Consider the following 18,510-nt stretch of genomic DNA (forward strand, 5'->3'; position numbering starts at 1 on the left):
CGATGCCAGCGGCCGGTACGGTCGAGCCATCCGATTGCCACTCCTCCACAAGGACTGACGACCATGGCTCCCACTGCCACGCCGACCCCCGGCGAGTTGCTGCTTTCCCCGACCGACCACATGCTGGTGATGATCGATTTCCAGTCGCAGATGTCCTTCGCCACCAAGTCGATCGACGCCACGCTCCTGCGCAACAACGCCGCCCTCGTCGCCAATGCGGCCGCCGGCTTCAAGGTGCCGACGATCCTCACCACCGTCGCCGAAAAGTCGTTCTCCGGGCCGATGTTCGAGGAAATCACCGACGCCTTCCCGGGCCAAGCGCTGCTCGACCGCACCTCCATGAACACCTGGGAAGACGCCGCCGTCATCGACGAGGTCAACCGCATCGCCAAGCCGCGCATCGTGCTGAGCGGGCTGTGGACCAGCGTCTGCATCGTCGGCCCGGCGCTCTCCGCCCTGTCGCAGGGCTTCGAGGTCTATGTCATCGCCGACGCGTGCGGCGACATCACCGACGAGGCACACGAGCGCGCGATGGAGCGCATGGTGCAGGCCGGCGCAAGGCCCATGACCTCGCTCCAGTACATTCTTGAGCTGCAGCGCGACTGGGCCCGCACCGAGACCTACGACATGACCACCGGCATCGCCAAGAAGTTCGGCGGCGCCTACGGCCTCGGCATCATCTACGCCAAGTCGATGTTCGGCGCCTCCGAAGGGCACTGACGAAGCTCAGCGGGGCCGCGTCCGCGCGGTGCCGCCCCGGTCTTTGCATTCTCGCTGCCGGAGCGTCCGACCATGAAAATGTACCTGCTCTCGCTCGGCGCTGGTATCCTCGTCGGCATCGTCTACAGCCTGCTCAACGTGCGCTCGCCCGCCCCACCCATCGTCGCGCTGGTCGGCCTTCTCGGCATCCTGCTCGGCGAGCAGGTGGTGCCGATGGTCAAACGCATCATCGACGGACGGCCCGTCGCCGAGTTCATCCGCACCGGCTGCGCCGAGCATGTTCTGGGCGAGTTGCCGAGGTCCGGGAAGAAAGGCCGCGACGCCTGATCCCGTGTGCGGCCGGATCATCTCCGGTCCCGACCACAGCCAAGGGAGGAAGCAATGAGCTATGTCGAGGCGCTGACCATCTTTCACACCGGGCTCAGTCTGGCCGCCATCGCGGTAGGCATACCAGCGGTCGCCGGGCTCGTCGGCCCGGCCCTTCGCGGCTGGATATCGCCGTTTCTGGCGCTGGCAGTCGCTACCAGCGTCACCGGATACTTCTTTCCGTTCTCGGTCGTGACACCGGCGGTGATCGTCGGCGCCGGCGCGCTGGCGATCCTCGCCGCCGTCTACTACGCCGCGCGCAGATTGGATAACTCGCCGATGTGGCAGCGCATCTACGCAGGCGGGGTGGTCGCGAGCCTCTATCTCCTGATCTTTGTCGCCGTAGCCCAGGCGTTCCAGAAGATCGGTCCGCTCGCCCGCTTGGCCCCGACCCAGTCCGAACCACCCTTCGCCATCGCCCAGTTGGTGGCGCTTACCGTTTTCGTCGCAATCGGCTTCGTCGTGACGCGACGCTTCAGCTCGACGCCGGGTCGAGGCCCCGCCTGATTGCACCGGCTCAAGCCAAGGAACCCGCCATGCCCCCCGATCTCGTTCTCTACAACGGCCGCGTCACGACGCTCGACCGCACCCGACCGGAAGTCTCGGCCCTGGCGATCCGTGACGGCTCCTTCACCGCTGTCGGCGAGGACGCCGCGATCCTTGCGCTCGCCGGACCGCAGACCCGCCGCATCGACCTGCAGCGCCGGCGGGTCCTGCCGGGGCTCATCGACAACCATACCCACGTCGTGCGCGGCGGCCTCAACTTCAACATGGAGCTGCGCTGGGACGGGGTGACCTCGCTCGCCGACGCCATGGCCATGCTGCGCGCCCAGGTCGCCATCACGCCGCCGCCGCAATGGGTCCGCGTCGTCGGCGGCTTCACCGAGCACCAGTTCGCGGAAAAGCGTCTGCCGACGCTGGACGAGATCAACGCCGCCGCGCCCGACACGCCGGTCTTCCTGCTGCATCTCTACGACCGCGCCTTGCTGAACGGGGCGGCCCTGCGCGCCGTCGGCTACGACCGAGACACGCCCAATCCGCCGGGTGGCGAGATCCAGCGCGATGCGAGGGGCAACCCGACCGGCCTGCTGCTGGCCAAGCCCAATGCCGGCATCCTCTATTCGACCCTGGCGAAGGGGCCGAAGCTGCCGCCAGAATACCAGCTCAACTCCACCCGTCACTTCATGCGCGAGCTCAACCGGCTCGGCATCACCGGCGTGATCGACGCCGGCGGCGGCTTCCAGAACTATCCCGAGGATTACGAGATCATCCGCACCCTGGCCGAGGCCGGGCAGATGACGGTGCGCCTCGCCTACAACCTCTTCACCCAGAAGCCGGGCGAGGAGAAGGAGGACTTCCTCGCCTGGACCCGCTCGGTGAAATACCGCCAGGGCGACGACTATTTCCGCCACAACGGCGCCGGCGAGATGCTGGTCTTCTCCGCCGCCGACTTCGAGGACTTCCGCCAGCCCCGGCCGGACATGGCCGAGAGCATGGAGGACGAGCTCGAGGAGGTCGTGCGCATCCTCGCCGAGAACCGCTGGCCCTGGCGGCTGCATGCCACCTATGACGAGACCATCTCGCGCGCCCTCGACGTCTTCGAGAAGGTCGACCGGGATATCCCGCTGGCCGGCCTCAACTGGATGTTCGACCACGCGGAGACGATCTCGGAGCGCTCCATCGACCGGGTCGCCGCGCTCGGCGGCGGCATCGCCACCCAGCACCGCATGGCCTATCAGGGCGAATATTTCGTCGAGCGCTACGGCGCGGCCTCAGCCGCCGCCACCCCGCCCATCGCCCGCATGCTGGAAAAGGGCGTCACCGTCTCGGCCGGCTCGGATGCCACCCGCGTCGCCTCCTACAACCCATGGGTTTCGATCGCCTGGATGGTCACCGGCCGCACGGTCGGCGGCCTGCGGGTGACGCCGGCGGCGAACTGCCTCGACCGCGAGACCGCCCTTCGCATGTGGAGCGAGAAGGTCGCCTGGTTCAGCAACGACGAGGGCCGGCGCGGCCGCATCGCGCCGGGCTATCTCGCCGACCTTATGGTGCCCGACCGCGACTATTTCTCGGTTCCCGAGGCGGACCTGTCGCATCTCGTCTCGGACCTGACGATGGTCGGCGGCCGCGTGGTCTGGGGCTCCGGCGACTTCGCCGCCCTCGACGACAACCCGCTGCCGCCTGCGATGCCCGACTGGTCGCCCGTGCGGCGCTACGGTGGCTTTGCCGCCTGGGCGGCGGATAAGTCGGACGCGGGCCTTGCGCGCACGGCGGCGGCCGGCTGCGGCTGCGCCAGCGCCTGCCAGGTGCACGGCCACGACCACGCCCGCGCCTGGGGTGCGGCCCTGCCGATCGGCGACCTCAAGGGCTTCTTCGGCGCGCTCGGCTGCGCCTGCTGGATGTGAAGCGGATGAGCAAGCCCTCCGCTTCCGCCGCGTCCGCCCCCGGCGCCTTCGCCCCGCTTGCCGGGCGCGTCTTCCTGGTGCTGTGGATTGCCACCGTCGTCGGCAATGTCGGCAGCTTCATCCGCGACACGGCCAGCGCCTGGATCGCCACCGACCTCAGCGCCTCGCCGGCCGCCATCGCCACCGTGCAGGCCGCAGCCACACTGCCGGTCTTCCTGCTCGCCATTCCCGCCGGTGTGCTGTCCGACATTCTCGACCGCCGCCGCTTCCTGATCGTCGTACAGGTGTTTCTCGGCCTCGTCAGCCTCTCCCTGATGCTGCTGTCGGCCTTCGGCGCCATGTCGCTGACCGCGCTCGTCGCCCTCACCTTTCTCGGCGGCACGGGTGCGGCCCTGATGGCGCCGACCTGGCAAGCCATCGTACCGGAACTGGTCGAACGCCCGCAGATGAAGGCCGCCGTCGCGCTCAACTCGCTCGGCATCAACATCGCCCGCGCCGTCGGCCCTGCCGCCGGCGGCCTGCTGCTCACCGCCGCCGGCACCACGATCACCTACGGTGTCGACGTGCTGAGCTACGTGCTCGTCGTCGCCGCGCTCGCCTGGTGGCCGCGCAAGGCGAAGGGCAGCGATCCGCTGGCCGAGCATTTCGGCGGCGCCTTCCGCGCCGGCCTGCGCTACGCGCGCCAGAGCCGGGAACTGCATGTGGTGCTGCTGCGCGCCGCTGTGTTCTTCCTGTGCGCCAGCGCCGTGTGGGCCCTGCTGCCGCTGGTCACCCGGGATCTGCTGGGCGGAGGCTCCGGCCTCTACGGCCTGCTGCTTGGCGCCGTCGGCCTCGGCGCCATCGGCGGCGCGGTGCTGCTGCCGCGCCTGCGCGCCCGTTTCGACGCCGACGGCCTGCTGCTGGCCGCCTCGCTTGTCGCCGGTGCCGTCATGGTCACCCTTGCCTTCGGCCCGCCGCAGGAGGCCGCCCTGGCCCTGCTCGCCCTGCTGGGCGCGGCGTGGATCACCGCCCTGACCACGCTGAACGGCACGGCACAGTCCGTCCTGCCCGACTGGGTGCGCGGGCGGGCACTTGCCGTCTATCTCACTGTTTTCAATGGCGCAATGACGCTCGGCAGTCTCGCCTGGGGCGGCGTCGCGCAGCTCTTCGGCATTGCCGCCGCACTGATCGCCGCAGCCATCGCCCTCGCCCTCGCGGGCGTGATCTTCAACCGGATCCGCCTGCCGCGCGGCGAGGCGGACCTCACCCCCTCGAACCACTGGCCCGAGCCTCTGGTCGCCAGCGGCCTTGCCGAAAATCTCGAGGCCGACCGCGGCCCGGTGCTGATCACCATCGCCTATCGCGTAGCGGCCGAGGATCGCCCCGCCTTTCTGGAGGCGGTCCACCGGCTGGCCGGCTCGCGCCGCCGCGACGGGGCCTTCGCCTGGGGCATTACCGAGGACGTGGCCGAGCCCGGCGTGCTTCTGGAATGGTTCCTCGTCTCGTCCTGGGCCGAACACCTGCGCCAGCATCGCCGCGTCGCCGGCCATGATGCCGACCTGCAACAGGAGGTGCAGCGCTTCCATTCCGGCGACAACCCGCCGCAGGTTCGCCACTACCTGACCCTTGATCCACCGCCACCTGAAGAGGCAAGCAAATGAGCACCTTAACCACCAGCGACGGCACCGAGATCTTCTACAAGGACTGGGGCTCGGGCCAGCCGATCCTCTTCTCCCATGGCTGGCCGCTGTCGGGCGATGCCTGGGACGCGCAGATGCTCTTTTTCGGCATGAACGGCTACCGGGTCATCGCCCATGACCGGCGCGGCCATGGCCGGTCCTCCCAGCCGTGGGACGGGAATAACATGGACCGCTACGCCGACGACCTGGCCGAATTGATCGAGCATCTCGACCTCAAGGATGCGATCCTGATCGGCCATTCCACCGGCGGCGGCGAGGTCTGCCGCTATATCGGCCGCCACGGCACGGCCCGCGTTGCCCGCGTCGTGCTGGTCGGAGCCGTTCCGCCGGTCATGCTGAAGTCGGACAGCAACCCGGAAGGTACGCCGATGGATGTATTCGACAGCATCCGCGAAGGGACCGCAAAGAACCGCGCACAGTTCTTCCTCGATCTGACAGTGCCTTTCTATGGTCTCAATCGCGATGGAGCGCCAAAAGTGCCGGGATTGCAGGAGAAATTCTGGCTTCAGGGCATGGCAGGCGGCATCAAGGGCCAATACGACTGCATCCATGAGTTTTCGGAAGTGGACTATAGCGAGGATCTGAAGAAGATCGACGTGCCGACGCTCGTGATCCACGGCACCGACGACCAGATCGTGCCGATTGCCGCCTCGGCGGAAAAGGCGGTGAAGCTGCTATCGCAGGGCGAGTTGCTGGTGATCGAGGGCGGCAGCCATGGGCTTGCCGAGATCGACCCGGACACGTTCAACGAGGCCGTGAACAAGTTCATCCGCTGACGGGGATATCAGCGGCAACGGGAAGCGGGTCCGGCAGCGACCGGACCCGCATTTCCTGCGCCGCCTGGCGCACCGCATCGGCGATCTGCTGCAACTGGCGGGCGAGCGGGCTCGCCTTGCGCCAGATCATGCCGATGGTGCGCGAGGGCTGCGGCTCGTCGAAGCGCGAGACCGAAACGGAAGCCGAGCGGGTTTCCACCGGCAGCGCCATTTCGGGGATCAAGGTCACGCCGATGCCGGCGCTCACCATCTGCACCAGCGTCGACAGCGAACTGCCGTCCATCAGTTCGCGCGGCTGCGCCGGCCCCATGTTGCAGAAGGACAGCGCCTGCTCGCGAAAACAGTGCCCCTCCTCCAGCAGCAACAGGCGCATCTCGCGCAAGGCCTCGCGGTTCGGCACCGGCTTGCCCTCGTCCTCCGTCGGGCGGACCAGCACGAAGTTTTCGGAAAAGAGCGCCACCTCGCTGAGCGCAGGTTCGGACACCGGCAGCGCCACGATGGCCGTGTCGAGGCGGCCTTCGACGAGCTCCTGCACCAGCCGCGAGGTCACGGTCTCGCGCACATGGATGTCCAGACCCTCGTTGGCGCGGGTCAGCCGGGCGATCACCGCTGGCAGCAGATAGGGCGCAATCGTCGGGATGATGCCGATGCGCAAGCGACCGGCCAGCCGGTCGCGGGAGGCGCGGGCAAGGTCGCCGAGCTCGTCCACCGCCTGCAGGATGTCGCTGGCACGGCTGGCGAATTCCTCGCCGAACGCCGTCAGCCGCACCTGGCGCGCGGTGCGCTCGAACAGTTCCGTGCCGAGCGAATCCTCCAGATCGCGGATCTGCACGGACAGCGCCGGCTGGGAAATCGCGCAGGCTTCCGCCGCCCGGCCGAAATGGCCGTGCTCCGCCAGGGCGCGGAAATAGCGCAACTGCTTGAGCGTCAGGTTTCTCATAATAAAAAACTATCGTGATAATCAAAAAATACAACTTAAATTAATGAAAAGACTGGGGCATAGTAGCGCGTGCGAGGATGAGAAGCGACGACCTTGGCGCCCCGCTGGCGCAACGGATTCGGGCCGCGCGCAATGGCGCGTCACCGACCCGGAAGGATCGCCGCCCCTCCCGGCATGCAATGCTTCGGGACGACCTCGAGAGGGAGAGTGCATGGCAGCGCGATACGGTCGCCATGCGGGTCGCAGGGCGGGCCACCGCGCTGTACGCCATGATTTTCTCCTTCTCAGGCAGTCATTTACAACCTGACGAGTGAGAGACATGGACAGACCCGATTTCGACACCGCCGGCAAATGCCCGGTCGTTCACAACACCGCCCGGACCCGCCAGAACTGGTGGCCCAACCAGCTGAACCTGCGCGTCCTGCACCAGAACTCTTCGCTGTCCAACCCGATGGGCAAGGACTTCAACTACGCAGAGGAGTTCAAGAAGCTCGACCTGGCGGCCGTCAAGGCCGACCTGACCGCGCTGATGACCGACAGCCAGGACTGGTGGCCGGCCGACTGGGGCCATTACGGCCCGCTCTTCATCCGCATGGCCTGGCATAGTGCCGGCACCTACCGCACGTTCGACGGTCGCGGCGGCGGCGGCAACGGCCAGCAGCGTTTCGCCCCGCTGAACAGCTGGCCGGACAACGTCAACCTCGACAAGGCCCGCCGCCTGCTGTGGCCGGTCAAGCAGAAGTACGGCAACCAGCTGTCCTGGGCCGACCTGATGATCCTGGCCGGCAATGTCGCGCTCGAGAGCATGGGCTTCAAGACCTTCGGCTTTGCCGGCGGCCGCGCCGACACCTGGGAGCCGGAGGAGCACGTCTACTGGGGTGCCGAGACCGAGTGGCTCGCCACCAGCGACAAGCCGAACAGCCGCTATTCCGGCGACCGCGAGCTGGAAAACCCGCTCGCAGCCGTGCAGATGGGCCTCATCTACGTCAACCCGGAGGGGCCGGACGGCAAGCCGGATCCTGTCGCCTCGGGCCGCGACGTGCGCGAAACCTTCGGCCGGATGGCGATGAACGACGAGGAAACCGTCGCTCTGGTGGCCGGCGGCCACACGTTCGGCAAGTGCCACGGTGCGGGCGATGCCGCGCTGCTGGGCGCCGAGCCGGAGGGCGGAAGCCTTGAGGACATGGGTCTCGGCTGGACCAGCCGCTTCGCCTCGGGCCTTGCCGGGGACACCATTTCCAGCGGCATCGAGGGCGCCTGGAAGCCGAACCCGACGACCTGGGACATGGGCTACCTGAAGGTCCTGTTCAAATACGAGTGGGAGCTGGTCAAGAGCCCGGCCGGCGCCAATATGTGGCTGGCCAAGGACGTGGACGAGGAGGACATGATCGTCGACGCCCACGACCCGTCGAAGAAGCATCGCCCGATGATGACGACAGCCGACCTGTCGCTGCGCTTCGACCCGATCTACGAGCCCATCGCCCGCCGCTTCCTCGAAAATCCGGCCGAGTTCGCCGACACCTTCGCCCGCGCCTGGTTCAAGCTGACCCATCGCGACATGGGCCCGAAGTCGCGCTACCTCGGCCCGGAAGTCCCGGCCGAAGACCTGATCTGGCAGGATCCGGTCCCGGCCGTCGACCACCCGCTGGTCGATGAGGCGGATGTCGCCGAGCTCAAGACCAAGGTCCTCGCCTCCGGCCTCAGCGTGTCCGAGCTGGTCTCGACCGCCTGGGCCTCGGCCTCGACCTTCCGCGGCTCGGACAAGCGCGGCGGCGCCAATGGCGCACGTATCCGCCTCGCCCCGCAGAAGGACTGGGAGGTCAACCAGCCGGCCCAGCTCGCCAAGGTGCTGGCAAAGCTGGAGGAAATCCGCTCGGCCTTCAACGCGGCCCAGTCGGGCGGCAAGAAGATCTCCCTCGCCGACCTGATCGTGCTGGCCGGCGGCGCCGCCGTCGAGAAGGCCGCCAAGGATGCCGGCCTCGATGTGACCGTGCCCTTCGCGCCGGGTCGCACCGACGCGAGCGCCGAGCAGACGGACGCGGAATCCTTCGACGTGCTGGAGCCCAGCGCCGACGGCTTCCGCAACTATGTCTCGGCCAATCCGGTGCTGCCGCCGGAGGAACTGCTGATCGATCGGGCCGAGCTGCTGACCCTGACCGCGCCGGAAATGACCGTGCTCATCGGCGGCCTGCGCGTGCTCGGCGCCAACTACGGCGGTTCGGCCCACGGCGTCTTCACCGACCGTCCGGGTGTCCTCACCAACGACTTCTTCGTGAACCTGCTCGACATGGGGACAAAGTGGAAGCCGGTGTCGGATAAGCAGGACGTGTTCGAGGGCTCCGACCGGGCAACCGGCAAGGCGAAGTGGACCGGCACCCGCGTCGATCTGGTGTTCGGCTCGAACTCGCAGCTGCGCGCCCTGTCGGAGGTCTACGGCCAGAACGATGCCAAGGAGAAGTTCGCCCGCGACTTCGTCGCCGCCTGGACCAAGGTGATGAACGCGGACCGCTTCGACCTGCGCTAAAGGCATGCTGTGCCCGCCGGCGGCCGGGGATCTCCCCGCCTGCCGGCGCAAGCGACACGAGAGGCGCGGCGGACCCTCCGCCGCGCCTTTTTTGTTTGGCGGCAGAGGCTTGCCCGCAATTGACTCCTGCCGCGTGCGGCCTACCATCCACGTCCCCGAGGCGGGACATGCCGGATATCCCCCGCCGGCCCGCACGCCTGTCCACACCCGCGGTGCGCCGTCGGGCCTTTGCAAATTTTGCGCGGAATTTTGCGAAATTCCGTCTCGAAATCGCTGATTTTCGAGAATCCCGTCTCAATTCACTTCATGCGGAAGGACATCATGGCCCGACTGGACGAAAGTGCCCGCGGCGTCTACCTGATCGCCGTCACCCCCTTCACCGAGACCGGCGCACTCGACCTCGAGGGCTGCGACCGGATGGTCGACTTCTACCTGCAGGCGGGGGCCACCGGCCTGACCCTGCTCGGGGTGATGGGCGAGGCGCCGAAGCTGACGACCGACGAGTCCGCTATCGTGGTCAACCGGGTGCTGAAGCGCGTCGACGGGCGCGTGCCGATCGTCGTCGGCGTGTCGTCGCCGGGCTTCGCCCAGATGCAGGCGCTGACGGGCCGGGTGATGGACGACGGCGCCGCCGGCGTGATGATCGCCCCGCCGGGCAGCCTTCGCACCGACGACCAGATCGCCGGCTATTACGAGCAGGCCGCCGAGATGATCGGGGATGTCCCCTTCGTGCTGCAGGACTTCCCGCTGACCACCGGCGTGCAGATGTCCGTGCCGGTGATCGCCCGCATCATCAAGGATATCCCCACCTGCGTGTGCCTGAAGCACGAGGACTGGCCCGGCCTTGCCAAGATCACCGCGCTGCGCAAGGAGGGCGCGACCGCGCGCCGGGTGTCGATCCTGTGCGGCAATGGCGGCGTGTTCCTGCCGGAGGAGATGGAGCGCGGCGCCGACGGCGCGATGACCGGCTTCGCCTATCCGGAGATGATGACCGGCGTCGTCGAGAACCACGCCAAGGGCGATATGGAGCGGGCCCGCGACCTCTTCGACGCCTATCTGCCGCTCGCCCGCTTCGAACAGCAGCCGGGCCTCGGCCTTGCCATACGCAAATACGTCCTCTACCGGCGCGGCGTGCTCGCCAACCCGACCCTGCGCAAGCCGGGCGCCGCCCTCGATCCGCTGTCGCGGGCCGAGGTCGACCGCCTGATGGCCCGTCTCGAAAAACGCCTGAAGGAGCTCAACTGATGGATCTCGGCCTGAAGGGCAAGCGTGCCCTCGTCCTTGGAGCCAGCCGCGGCCTCGGCCGGGCCATCGCCGAAACGCTGGCGCGCGAGGGCGTCCGCGTCATCGCCGCCGCCCGCAACGAACCGGCGATCGCCGAATGGGCCGCCGCGATGCCGGACTGCGACATCACTCCGCTGCGGATCGACCTTGCCGACATCGCCTCGATCGACGGCACGCTGGAGGCGATCCTGGCCGATGGCGGGGTCGACATCCTGATCAACAATGCCGGCGGCCCGCCCCCGGGAACGGCGCTCGATGCCGATCCCGCCGCCTGGACCGCCAATTTCTCGGCGATGGCAGCGAGCCTCTTCCACATCACCTCGAAGCTGGTGCCGCCGATGCGCGAGCGCGGCTTCGGCCGGGTGATCACCATCGGCTCGTCCGGCGTCGAGCAGCCGATCCCCAACCTTGCCATGTCGAACGGCATCCGCGCGGCGGTGCTGGCCTGGTCGAAGACGCTGGCAAGCGAGGTCGCGGGCGACGGCGTCACCGTCAACATGGTGGTGCCGGGCCGCATCCATACCGCCCGCGTCGACGAGCTGGACGCGGCCGCCGCCAAGCGCACGGGCAAGAGCGTCGAGGAGATCGCCAGGGCTTCCGCCGCCTCGATCCCGGCAGGGCGCTACGGCCGGCCGCAGGAATTCGCCGATATGGTGGTGTTCCTGGCGTCCGAGCGCGCGTCCTATGTGACGGGAAGCCGCGTACGCGTCGACGGCGGCGCGATCAGAAGCCTCTGACCGCAAACGCATTTCAAGACGGACCGCCGGGTCCCGCTCAAAAGGCGGAGATCCGGCGGGTGGTCTCCGGATCGAGGAAGCCGGCGACCGTCGCCTCGGTTTCCAGATCGAGCGCGCGGTGAAGATCGCCGGCGGCGACCGCGTTGAGCACGCGCTTCATCGAGCGCACGGCAAGCGGCGGCAGCTCGGCGAGCCGCCGGGCCAGCGCCTCGGCTTCCGCCATCACCGCGTCGTCCGCTACCACCTTGTGGGCAAGGCCCAGCCTGCCCAGCTCGGCCGCCGTGTAGCGCTCACCGAAGAACAGCATCTCGCGCGCCTTCATGAGGCCGACGAGCGCCGGCAGCAGCGCCGTCACCGCGCCGGTGGCGAAGACGTTGAGCGAGACTTCCGGGAAGAAGGCCCTCGCCCCTTCGCCCCATATCGGGAAATCGCAATTGATCGCCCATTCGAAGCCGCCGCCGACGGCCCAGCCGTGGATCGCCCCGACCACCGGCTTCGGTCCGAAGGCGATGGCGTGGGTCGCCCGCTGGATGGCAAGGACGAGATCGCGCGCGGCCTCCTCCGTTTCCGGGTGGACATGCTCGCGCCGGTCGTCGCCGGCGCAGAAGGCCTTGCCGGCGCCGGTGAAGAGGATTGCGCGGGTTTGCGGGTCGCGGTTGGCATCGTCGAAGGCGCGCGCGACATCGTCGATCAGCTGCCGGTTCATGGCGTTCAGGCTTTGCGGTCGGTTGAGGGCGATGGTGCGCACCCCGCCCTCGCCAAGCCGGCTCAGCACGGTCTTGTAAGCAAAATCGGTCATTGCCCCTCCCTGATGACCCGCCGGGTCTTGCCTTCGGTGCGCGGCAGGCTGCCGGCGGGCAGCAGCGTGACGCTGGCGCTGGCCCCGAGCCGTGCCTTGATCTCGCCCGCCACCCGGGCGGCAAGCTCCACTGTGTCCGCCTCGCCCTTCGCCAGCTCCGCCTCCACCGGCAGCGTGTCGTAGGGGGGCGGCGACGCGAGGCGGATGCGGTACTCGCCGGACAGCTCGGCGAAGGAGTTGAGCACCGCCGCGACCATGGTCGGGAACATGTTGAGCCCGCGCACCACCACCATGTCGTCGGAGCGGCCGACGACGGAAAAGCGGAAGCCGGTGCGGCCGCAGGAACAGGGCGTGGTGGCAGCGACGCGGATGATGTCGCCGGTACGGAAGCGCACCAGGGGCTGGCAGTCGCGCACCAGATGGGTGAGCACCAGTTCGCCGCTTTCGCCGGCTTCCACGGCCTTCGGCGCGCCGCTGTCCGGGTCGATCAGCTCGGCATGGAGCACGTCGGCGGCCATGAAATGCAGATGCGTGTCGTGCTCGCATTCGGAGGCGAAATTGCAGAAGACGTCGGAAACGCCATAGTTGGAATTGCGCGGCTGCAGGCCCCAGGTCTCGGTCATGCGCGCGCGGAAGGCGGGATCGTCGACGCCGGGCTCGCCGCCGAAAAGGCCGAGTTTCAGGCCGAGGTCGCGCGGGGCGAGGCCGGGGAACTTCTGCGCGATCACCCGTTCCAGCACCGCCGGATAGGACGGCGTGCAGGAGATCGCGGTCACCCCGACCTCCAGGATCGTGCGCACCAGCAGCTCGGTCGAGCCGACGCCGAAGGGCACCACGGTCGCCCCGGTCTCCTCCAGCGTAAGATGGTCGGTCAGCCCGCCCATCCACATCTGGTAGTTCAGGCAGTGCACCACCGTGTGGCCGGGGCCGAGACCCGCCGCGCGCTGGCAGCGGCCGCCGATCTCCTGGGTGACGCGGGTGTCGCGGGCCGACAAGGCAAGGTTCATCGCCTGCCCGGTGGTGCCGGAGGTGCGGTGCATCCGGCGCACGCTGTCGCGCGGGGCGGCGAGATAATCGCCGAAGGGCGGATGGGCGGCCTGGGACAGGCGCAGCTGCGCCTTGTCGGAGAGCGGCAGGCGGGAGAGGTCGGACAGCGCCAGCGGCGGCGCCTCCCCCTGCCACAGGGCGCAGTAGAAGGGAGAGTTCGCCATCACATGCGCCCGCTGGCGCTCCCAGGCGGCCTCGACATGCGGCCGCAGGTCCTCGGCGGAGACGAACTCCGCGCGCGCCACCGTGCTCATAGGCTCATTCCCCGCTTCCAGATGAGGGTCAACGTGTCGATGACGGCCTCGTCGCTGGTCGAGATCGCGACCAGCGCCGGGTCCTGCGACAGGATGAGGGCGGAGAGGTACTGGTCGACCATGCCGCCGAGCGCATAGGCGCGGCGCAGCAGTTCCTCGCGGTCCACCGCCTCGCCGCGCCCGAGCCGCATCAGCCGGCGCTCGACCGCCGCGACCACGGTTTCCAGCCAGTCGCGGTTCAGCCGGTGAAAGGCCTCGCGCGCCTGCGGCAGCGTGTCGAGATGGTGGACGAGGCAGCGCATCAGGCCGGGATTGCGGCGGAACAGCTCGACATAGGCACTGGTCGCCGCGCGCACGGGGTCCTCCGGCTGGGCGGAGCCGGCGACCCGCATCGCCGCCTGCAGGAAGCCGACGAAGCCGACCAGCAGTTCGTCGAGCAGCACGGTGCGGTCGGCGAAGTAGATGTAGAAGGTGCCGTTGGAGATGCCCGCCGCCTCGCACACGGCGGAGACGGTGAACTCCTGCGGCCCCTGCCGGTCGAGCACGGCACAGGCCGCCGCCTGGATCTGGGCGCGGGTGCGCTCGCCCTTGGGCCGCCCGGCAGCGCGCGCGGCGAGAGCGTGCGGATAGAACAGCACCTGATCCTCCCCCTTCCGGGGCACGGCACGCAGCATGGCGGCGACCTCAAAAATAAAACTGATATCAGTTTTATATTTCGGAGACGGGCGAGAGTCAAAGGGGATTTTGGGGTGGGGTGCGTCGAGGGAGCGTGTTGCCGAGCCGACGGGGGGCGGGGGCTATTGGTTTCCAGAGCGGCTGCGAAAGTGCACGTGCCTCTCCCCGCGTCCTCCCGGACGGCGCGCAAGCGCCGAGCCGGGATCGGAGAGCCGAACACCTGCCGGTGCGCGCCCGGCGAAAACCCACGCCCGCCGAGGCTCGCCGGTCCCGGACCATCGGCCTTCGGCCTCGTCAGGGAAGACGAAAGGAGAAGTTGGGGCGAAGGCTCAATCGCCCGGGCGGATACTGGATACCTGCCTTCGCAGGTATGACAGCCGAGAGGCAGCTGTCGCCTTCCGTCTCATACCTACTGAGGACGCCAATGGTTCCCGGCTCTCCGGCTTCGCCTGCGGCCGGGATTGTTCGTCTGAAGAGATGGTAGAGTTTGGGTGGTCTCCCAGACACGCCGTCCGGGAGACCAGCGGCCGGCGACCGTGCCGGGATCGGAGAGCCGGGGGCGTATGAGGTGCGCTCCCGAAAGATGCCAGGACCACCGTGGCTCGCCGGTCCCGGGTCGCGGCTACGCCTTGCCCGGGAAGACGCCCGAGAGGGCGGAGCGAGCGCCTTGAGAGGCAGCTGTCGCCTTCCGTCTCATGCCTGCTGAGACGCCAATGGTTCCCGGCTCTCCGGCTTCGCCTGCGGCCGGGATGGCGAAAGCGGAGGCCGCTTGAGCGTGCACCCGAAGCTTGCAATCGGCGCCCGACCCCGAAACGATGGCCGCATCGGAATCCGGGGAGACGGCCCTTGCTGCGCGCAATGCTATCGCTGGCGTTTCTCGTCGTCTCCGGCGTTTCCGCGCAGCTCTACTATTCGCACCACTTCAAATGGCGCGACTGCTTCAACGAACTGGGCCGGTGCTACGACCCGGGAACGGGCGTCGTCTATCTGGAGCAGAGTGGAACCGTCTGGCTTCTGCTGGCAATTTCCGCATTCGCGATAGCCGTCTACCAGGCCTGGCGCTGGACAAGACGGTAGCGCCCTCCCCGCACCCGCGCCTGCTGGCCCCTACCGGTCGTCGAGGATCGCCAGGGCGACGAGCATCAGCACGATGGCGGGACCGGTCTTCACCAGCGCGCCGAGCGGCTCGATCCACATCTCCGGCGTGAGAACGGCCGCGCCCGCCATGTAGAAGAGCGACAGGGCGATGCCGGCGAGAAGCCCGGCGCGGCAGCTGCGCCGGGCCACGATGGCCGCGCCGATGCTCATGTCGGCAAGGCTGGTGACCACGGTGATCGCTTTCGCCAGCAGCGGCGGGAAGGCATGCGCCGTCAGGATCGCCACCGCCGCGTCGAAGGCCACCGTAAGCGCGATCAGCCCCGAGAAAAACCAGAAGACGACGAGAATGCCGAGGATCGCCGGCTTCAAGAGGTAGAGGCGGGCGAACCAGAGTTCCTGCACGCCGGCGGGATAGCGGGCGAGCGCCGCCTCCAGCGAGCGCGGCTCAAGGCGTGTCGCCGCTACCCAAGAGCCGGGATCGCCGGCAACGCCGCGCCGCATCTCGGCCAGCGCCGTGCTGCGCACGGGCGGCGCCCAGCCAAGGCGCGCGGCCAGATCCCCCGCCCGTGCCCCTAGCAACAGAAGCGCGCGCGGCAGCCGCCAGCGCGGCGCCGGGCCGCCGATGCGGGCGCGGAACGCCTCCACCACCTCGCCGACGGTGTGCGGCCGGCGCTCCATCACGTCCCAGGTCTCGCGCCAGTCGCGCCGCCCCTGCGCCCAGGCCTCCCCGAGAAAGGCGATGCTGCGGGAAATGTCGGCGACATCGGTCGAGGCGAAGGGGCGCGAGGCTTCCTCCTGCGGCAGGCCGACCGGCAAGGCGGCAAGGCCGCGGATCAGCGCGCTGCCGCCATAGGCCACCGGCGCGACAACGAAGCCGGGCCGCAGGATCGCGAAGGGAACGGTGCTGCCAGAAATCAGCCGCTCGGCCTCGCGCTTGGTGGCGGAAAAGGCGGTGCGATCGCCCTCGGCCAAGCCGGGGATCGACAGCTGCACCAGGAGCTGCGGCCGCGCGCCCTGCTCCGTCATCGCGGCGAGCAGGCGCGAGGCGAAGCCGCCATGCGCGTCCGCCGCCGTCCCCTTGCCCGGCATGTCCTGCAGGACGCCGATGCAGTTGACGAGGATATCGACATTGCGCCCGGCAAGCAGAGCGGCCAGGCCACGAGCGTCCAGATCGACCAGCGGCGCCTCGACGGCAGCAGCGCCGAGCGCGGCTTTCTGTGCGCCGGTAAAGCGGCGGGCGAACGCCAGGACGCAGAAGCCCCGGTCCATGAGATCGAGCGCCACGGCGTGGCCGATCAGGCCGGAGGCGCCGAGGACGGCGATGGTGGGAGCGTCGGCGGCCATCGGTCAGATCTCCGGTTTTGCGATCATCAGCCAGAGGATCGCCGCGACCGAACCGAAGCCGGGAAAGCCGAAGACGAACCAGATGCGAAACAGGCGGTGATAGGCGGCGGGAAGCGGCGCCCCCTCTGCGGCGGCACCGCGCGCAAGATCGCGCATGCGCGCCTGGATCCACACCACCGGCAGCCAGAAGACGCCGGCAAGCAGATAGAGCCCCAGCGACAGGGCGATCCAGCCGTCGGTGAAGGCGTATCCGCTCTCGCGCATCAGCAGGTACCCGGTGACCGGCTGCACCGCGACGGCGGTGGCCGTGAAGAGCTTGTCGGCCAGCACGACCACCGCCGAGGTCTGCGCGATGAAGGCAGCGCTGCCGGAGCGATGCGCCATCAGCATGAAGAAGGCGATGCCTGTGCCCGTGCCGAGAATGACGATGGCGCCGAGGACGTGGAGATACTTGAGCAGCAGATAGGTCACGGCAGGCGGTCCCAGGAGGACGGGCTTTTCTCTTCGCATCCGCAGCAGGCCGGATCAAGCGGTTGCGGGAGACCGCCCGCTCGCAAATCGGGTCGAGCCGGCCGGGCAGCCTTCGTTAAATGCGCGCATCACCGCCAGCGGAGCCTGCCATGCGCGCCCTCGACAGACTTGTCGCCTCGTCCTACGGACTGAACATCGCCGACCAGATCGCGCTGGTCGCGGTGCCCATCGTCGCCGCAACCGCCTTCGGGGCCGGGGCCAGCACCATCGGGCTGCTGGTCGCCTGCCAGTCGATGGCGCATCTGGTCGGCAGCCTGCCCTTCGGCGTGCTGGTCGACCGCATCCAGCCGCGCAGCGCGGTGCTCGCCTCGGCGGTGCTGTCGCTTGCCGGCTTTGCGGCGGCGGCCCTCGCCATCGCGGCCGGAGCGATCCTGCCCTTTGCCGGGGCGATCGCGCTGGCCGGCCTCGGCATCGTGCTCTACGGGCTGGCGAGCCTGTCGATCCTGCCGCGGATCGTGACGCAGGCCGAACTCGCCGGTGCCAATGCCGCAATCTCCCTGCCCCGCTCGGTCGCCTCGCTGGCCGTGCCGCTCGCCCTCGGACTGGCGCTCGACAGAACGGGCGCCGCCGCCGTGTTCTGGGCCGCAGCCGCCTGTGCGCTGTCGGCGCTGGTGCTGACGGTGCGCCTGCCGGTCTTTGCCTTGCGCCCCATGCAGCGCGAGGCGCTGATCCTGCGGCTGGCGAAGGGCGCCGGCTTCGTGCTGCGCCACCCGATGCTGCTGCCGATCACCTTCTGCGCGGTGTTCTGGAACTTCGCCTTCTCGATGCTGGTGGTGCTGGCCGTGCCGGTGATCACGCAGGGACACGGCGGCGAGGCGACGCTCTTTGCCGGTGCGATGGCCGCCTTCGGCCTCGCCTCGGTCGCCGGCATCTTCGTGGCGGGACGGATCGCGAACCGCATCGCCCCGCGCATGGTGCTGATGTTCGGCCCCGGCAGCTCGGTCGTTGCCGCCGGGATGCTTTTGGCGCTGCCGCAAGGCGATCCTGGTCCGCTGTTGCTGGCGGCCTTCTTCGTGCTCGGCTTCGGCCCGTCGATGTGGCTGGTGACGCAGAACACGGTGCGCCAGCTGGTGACGCCGGCCCATATGCTGGGGCGGGTCAACGCGGTGATCCAGACGGCGATCTACGGCACGCGGCCGCTCGGCGCACTGGCGGGCGGGGCCGTCGGCACGGCGGTCGGCCCGCAAGCCGGGCTGATCGTGGTGGCGCTCCTCTTCGCCCTGTCCTTTGCCGTGGTGCTGGCGAGCCGGCTGACGACGGTCGCCGACTACGGCGCGCTGGCGCTGGCGGAGGAGAGGGCGTGAGGAGAGCAACTCTCCTCATAACGGAGC

17 protein-coding genes are annotated in these 18,510 nt (G+C 68.8%); 11 read left to right on the plus strand and 6 right to left on the minus strand.

The features are described 5' to 3' along the window. The first annotated feature begins 63 nt into the window (after positions 1-63). The 6 genes from MNI96_RS16890 to MNI96_RS16915 all read left to right on the plus strand — a co-directional run bounded on the left by MNI96_RS16890 (position 64) and on the right by MNI96_RS16915 (position 5,946). Positions 64-720, plus strand: coding sequence for a hydrolase (locus MNI96_RS16890; RefSeq protein WP_249695062.1), 657 nt, complete (start codon positions 64-66; stop codon positions 718-720). Positions 721-792: 72 nt separating this feature from the next. Beyond that, a complete protein-coding gene (locus tag MNI96_RS16895) occupies positions 793-1,047 on the plus strand; it encodes a DUF1427 family protein (RefSeq protein WP_249695063.1) in 255 nt (84 codons plus the stop codon). 54 nt (positions 1,048-1,101) lie between these two features. Beyond that, a complete protein-coding gene (locus tag MNI96_RS16900; protein ID WP_249695064.1) occupies positions 1,102-1,593 on the plus strand; it encodes a hypothetical protein in 492 nt (163 codons plus the stop codon). A gap of 29 nt (positions 1,594-1,622) precedes the next feature. Further along, complete coding sequence (locus MNI96_RS16905) at positions 1,623-3,491, plus strand: amidohydrolase (RefSeq protein ID WP_249695065.1); 1,869 nt, start codon at positions 1,623-1,625, stop codon at positions 3,489-3,491. Between the two features lie 5 nt (positions 3,492-3,496). Beyond that, positions 3,497-5,131: an MFS transporter gene (locus MNI96_RS16910; RefSeq protein WP_249695066.1), complete on the plus strand. Its 1,635-nt coding sequence runs from the start codon at positions 3,497-3,499 to the stop codon at positions 5,129-5,131. Next, on the plus strand, positions 5,128-5,946 hold the full coding sequence (locus MNI96_RS16915) for an alpha/beta fold hydrolase (protein ID WP_249695067.1): 819 nt from the start codon (positions 5,128-5,130) through the stop codon (positions 5,944-5,946). Before MNI96_RS16910 ends, MNI96_RS16915 begins: the two co-directional genes overlap by 4 nt. On the opposite strand, the gene MNI96_RS16920 is transcribed toward MNI96_RS16915, so the two are convergent. Beyond that, complete coding sequence (locus MNI96_RS16920) at positions 5,936-6,886, minus strand: LysR substrate-binding domain-containing protein (RefSeq protein WP_249695068.1); 951 nt, start codon at positions 6,884-6,886, stop codon at positions 5,936-5,938. The two genes, MNI96_RS16915 and MNI96_RS16920, sit on opposite strands and share 11 nt — an antisense overlap. 319 nt (positions 6,887-7,205) lie before the next feature. Here MNI96_RS16920 and katG point away from each other — a divergent pair, with 319 nt between their 5' ends. The 3 genes from katG to MNI96_RS16935 all read left to right on the plus strand — a co-directional run bounded on the left by katG (position 7,206) and on the right by MNI96_RS16935 (position 11,431). After that, a complete protein-coding gene (gene katG / locus MNI96_RS16925) occupies positions 7,206-9,410 on the plus strand; it encodes a catalase/peroxidase HPI (RefSeq protein ID WP_249695070.1) in 2,205 nt (734 codons plus the stop codon). 321 nt (positions 9,411-9,731) lie between these two features. Beyond that, on the plus strand, positions 9,732-10,655 hold the full coding sequence (locus tag MNI96_RS16930) for a dihydrodipicolinate synthase family protein (protein WP_249695073.1): 924 nt from the start codon (positions 9,732-9,734) through the stop codon (positions 10,653-10,655). Then, positions 10,655-11,431, plus strand: coding sequence for an SDR family oxidoreductase (locus tag MNI96_RS16935; RefSeq protein WP_249695075.1), 777 nt, complete (start codon positions 10,655-10,657; stop codon positions 11,429-11,431). Before MNI96_RS16930 ends, MNI96_RS16935 begins: the two co-directional genes overlap by 1 nt. Before the next feature lie 37 nt (positions 11,432-11,468). On the opposite strand, the gene MNI96_RS16940 is transcribed toward MNI96_RS16935, so the two are convergent. The 3 genes from MNI96_RS16940 to MNI96_RS16950 are packed head-to-tail and all read right to left on the minus strand — an operon-like array spanning position 11,469 to position 14,169. Then, positions 11,469-12,230, minus strand: coding sequence for an enoyl-CoA hydratase/isomerase family protein (locus MNI96_RS16940; RefSeq protein WP_249695077.1), 762 nt, complete (start codon positions 12,228-12,230; stop codon positions 11,469-11,471). Next, complete coding sequence (locus MNI96_RS16945) at positions 12,227-13,531, minus strand: phenylacetate--CoA ligase family protein (RefSeq protein WP_249695079.1); 1,305 nt, start codon at positions 13,529-13,531, stop codon at positions 12,227-12,229. Before MNI96_RS16945 ends, MNI96_RS16940 begins: the two co-directional genes overlap by 4 nt. Next, complete coding sequence (locus MNI96_RS16950) at positions 13,528-14,169, minus strand: TetR/AcrR family transcriptional regulator (RefSeq protein ID WP_249695081.1); 642 nt, start codon at positions 14,167-14,169, stop codon at positions 13,528-13,530. Before MNI96_RS16950 ends, MNI96_RS16945 begins: the two co-directional genes overlap by 4 nt. Before the next feature lie 883 nt (positions 14,170-15,052). Between MNI96_RS16950 and MNI96_RS16955 the strand changes: the two genes are divergently transcribed. Next, positions 15,053-15,283: a hypothetical protein gene (locus MNI96_RS16955; RefSeq protein ID WP_249695083.1), complete on the plus strand. Its 231-nt coding sequence runs from the start codon at positions 15,053-15,055 to the stop codon at positions 15,281-15,283. Between the two features lie 30 nt (positions 15,284-15,313). On the opposite strand, the gene MNI96_RS16960 is transcribed toward MNI96_RS16955, so the two are convergent. Both MNI96_RS16960 and MNI96_RS16965 read right to left on the minus strand, forming a co-directional pair. Then, positions 15,314-16,648, minus strand: a complete 1,335-nt coding sequence (locus MNI96_RS16960; RefSeq protein ID WP_249695084.1) for an SDR family oxidoreductase — start codon at positions 16,646-16,648, stop codon at positions 15,314-15,316. A 3-nt stretch (positions 16,649-16,651) separates the two neighbouring features. Further along, positions 16,652-17,119, minus strand: coding sequence for a DUF2269 family protein (locus MNI96_RS16965; RefSeq protein ID WP_249695087.1), 468 nt, complete (start codon positions 17,117-17,119; stop codon positions 16,652-16,654). Between the two features lie 149 nt (positions 17,120-17,268). Here MNI96_RS16965 and MNI96_RS16970 point away from each other — a divergent pair, with 149 nt between their 5' ends. Beyond that, entirely contained in the window at positions 17,269-18,483 is a 1,215-nt protein-coding gene (locus MNI96_RS16970) for an MFS transporter (protein ID WP_249695088.1), read from the plus strand. Positions 18,484-18,510 lie beyond the last annotated feature (27 nt).

Source organism: Stappia sp. WLB 29 (assembly GCF_023507705.1).
Classification (GTDB): Bacteria; Pseudomonadota; Alphaproteobacteria; order Rhizobiales; family Stappiaceae; genus Stappia.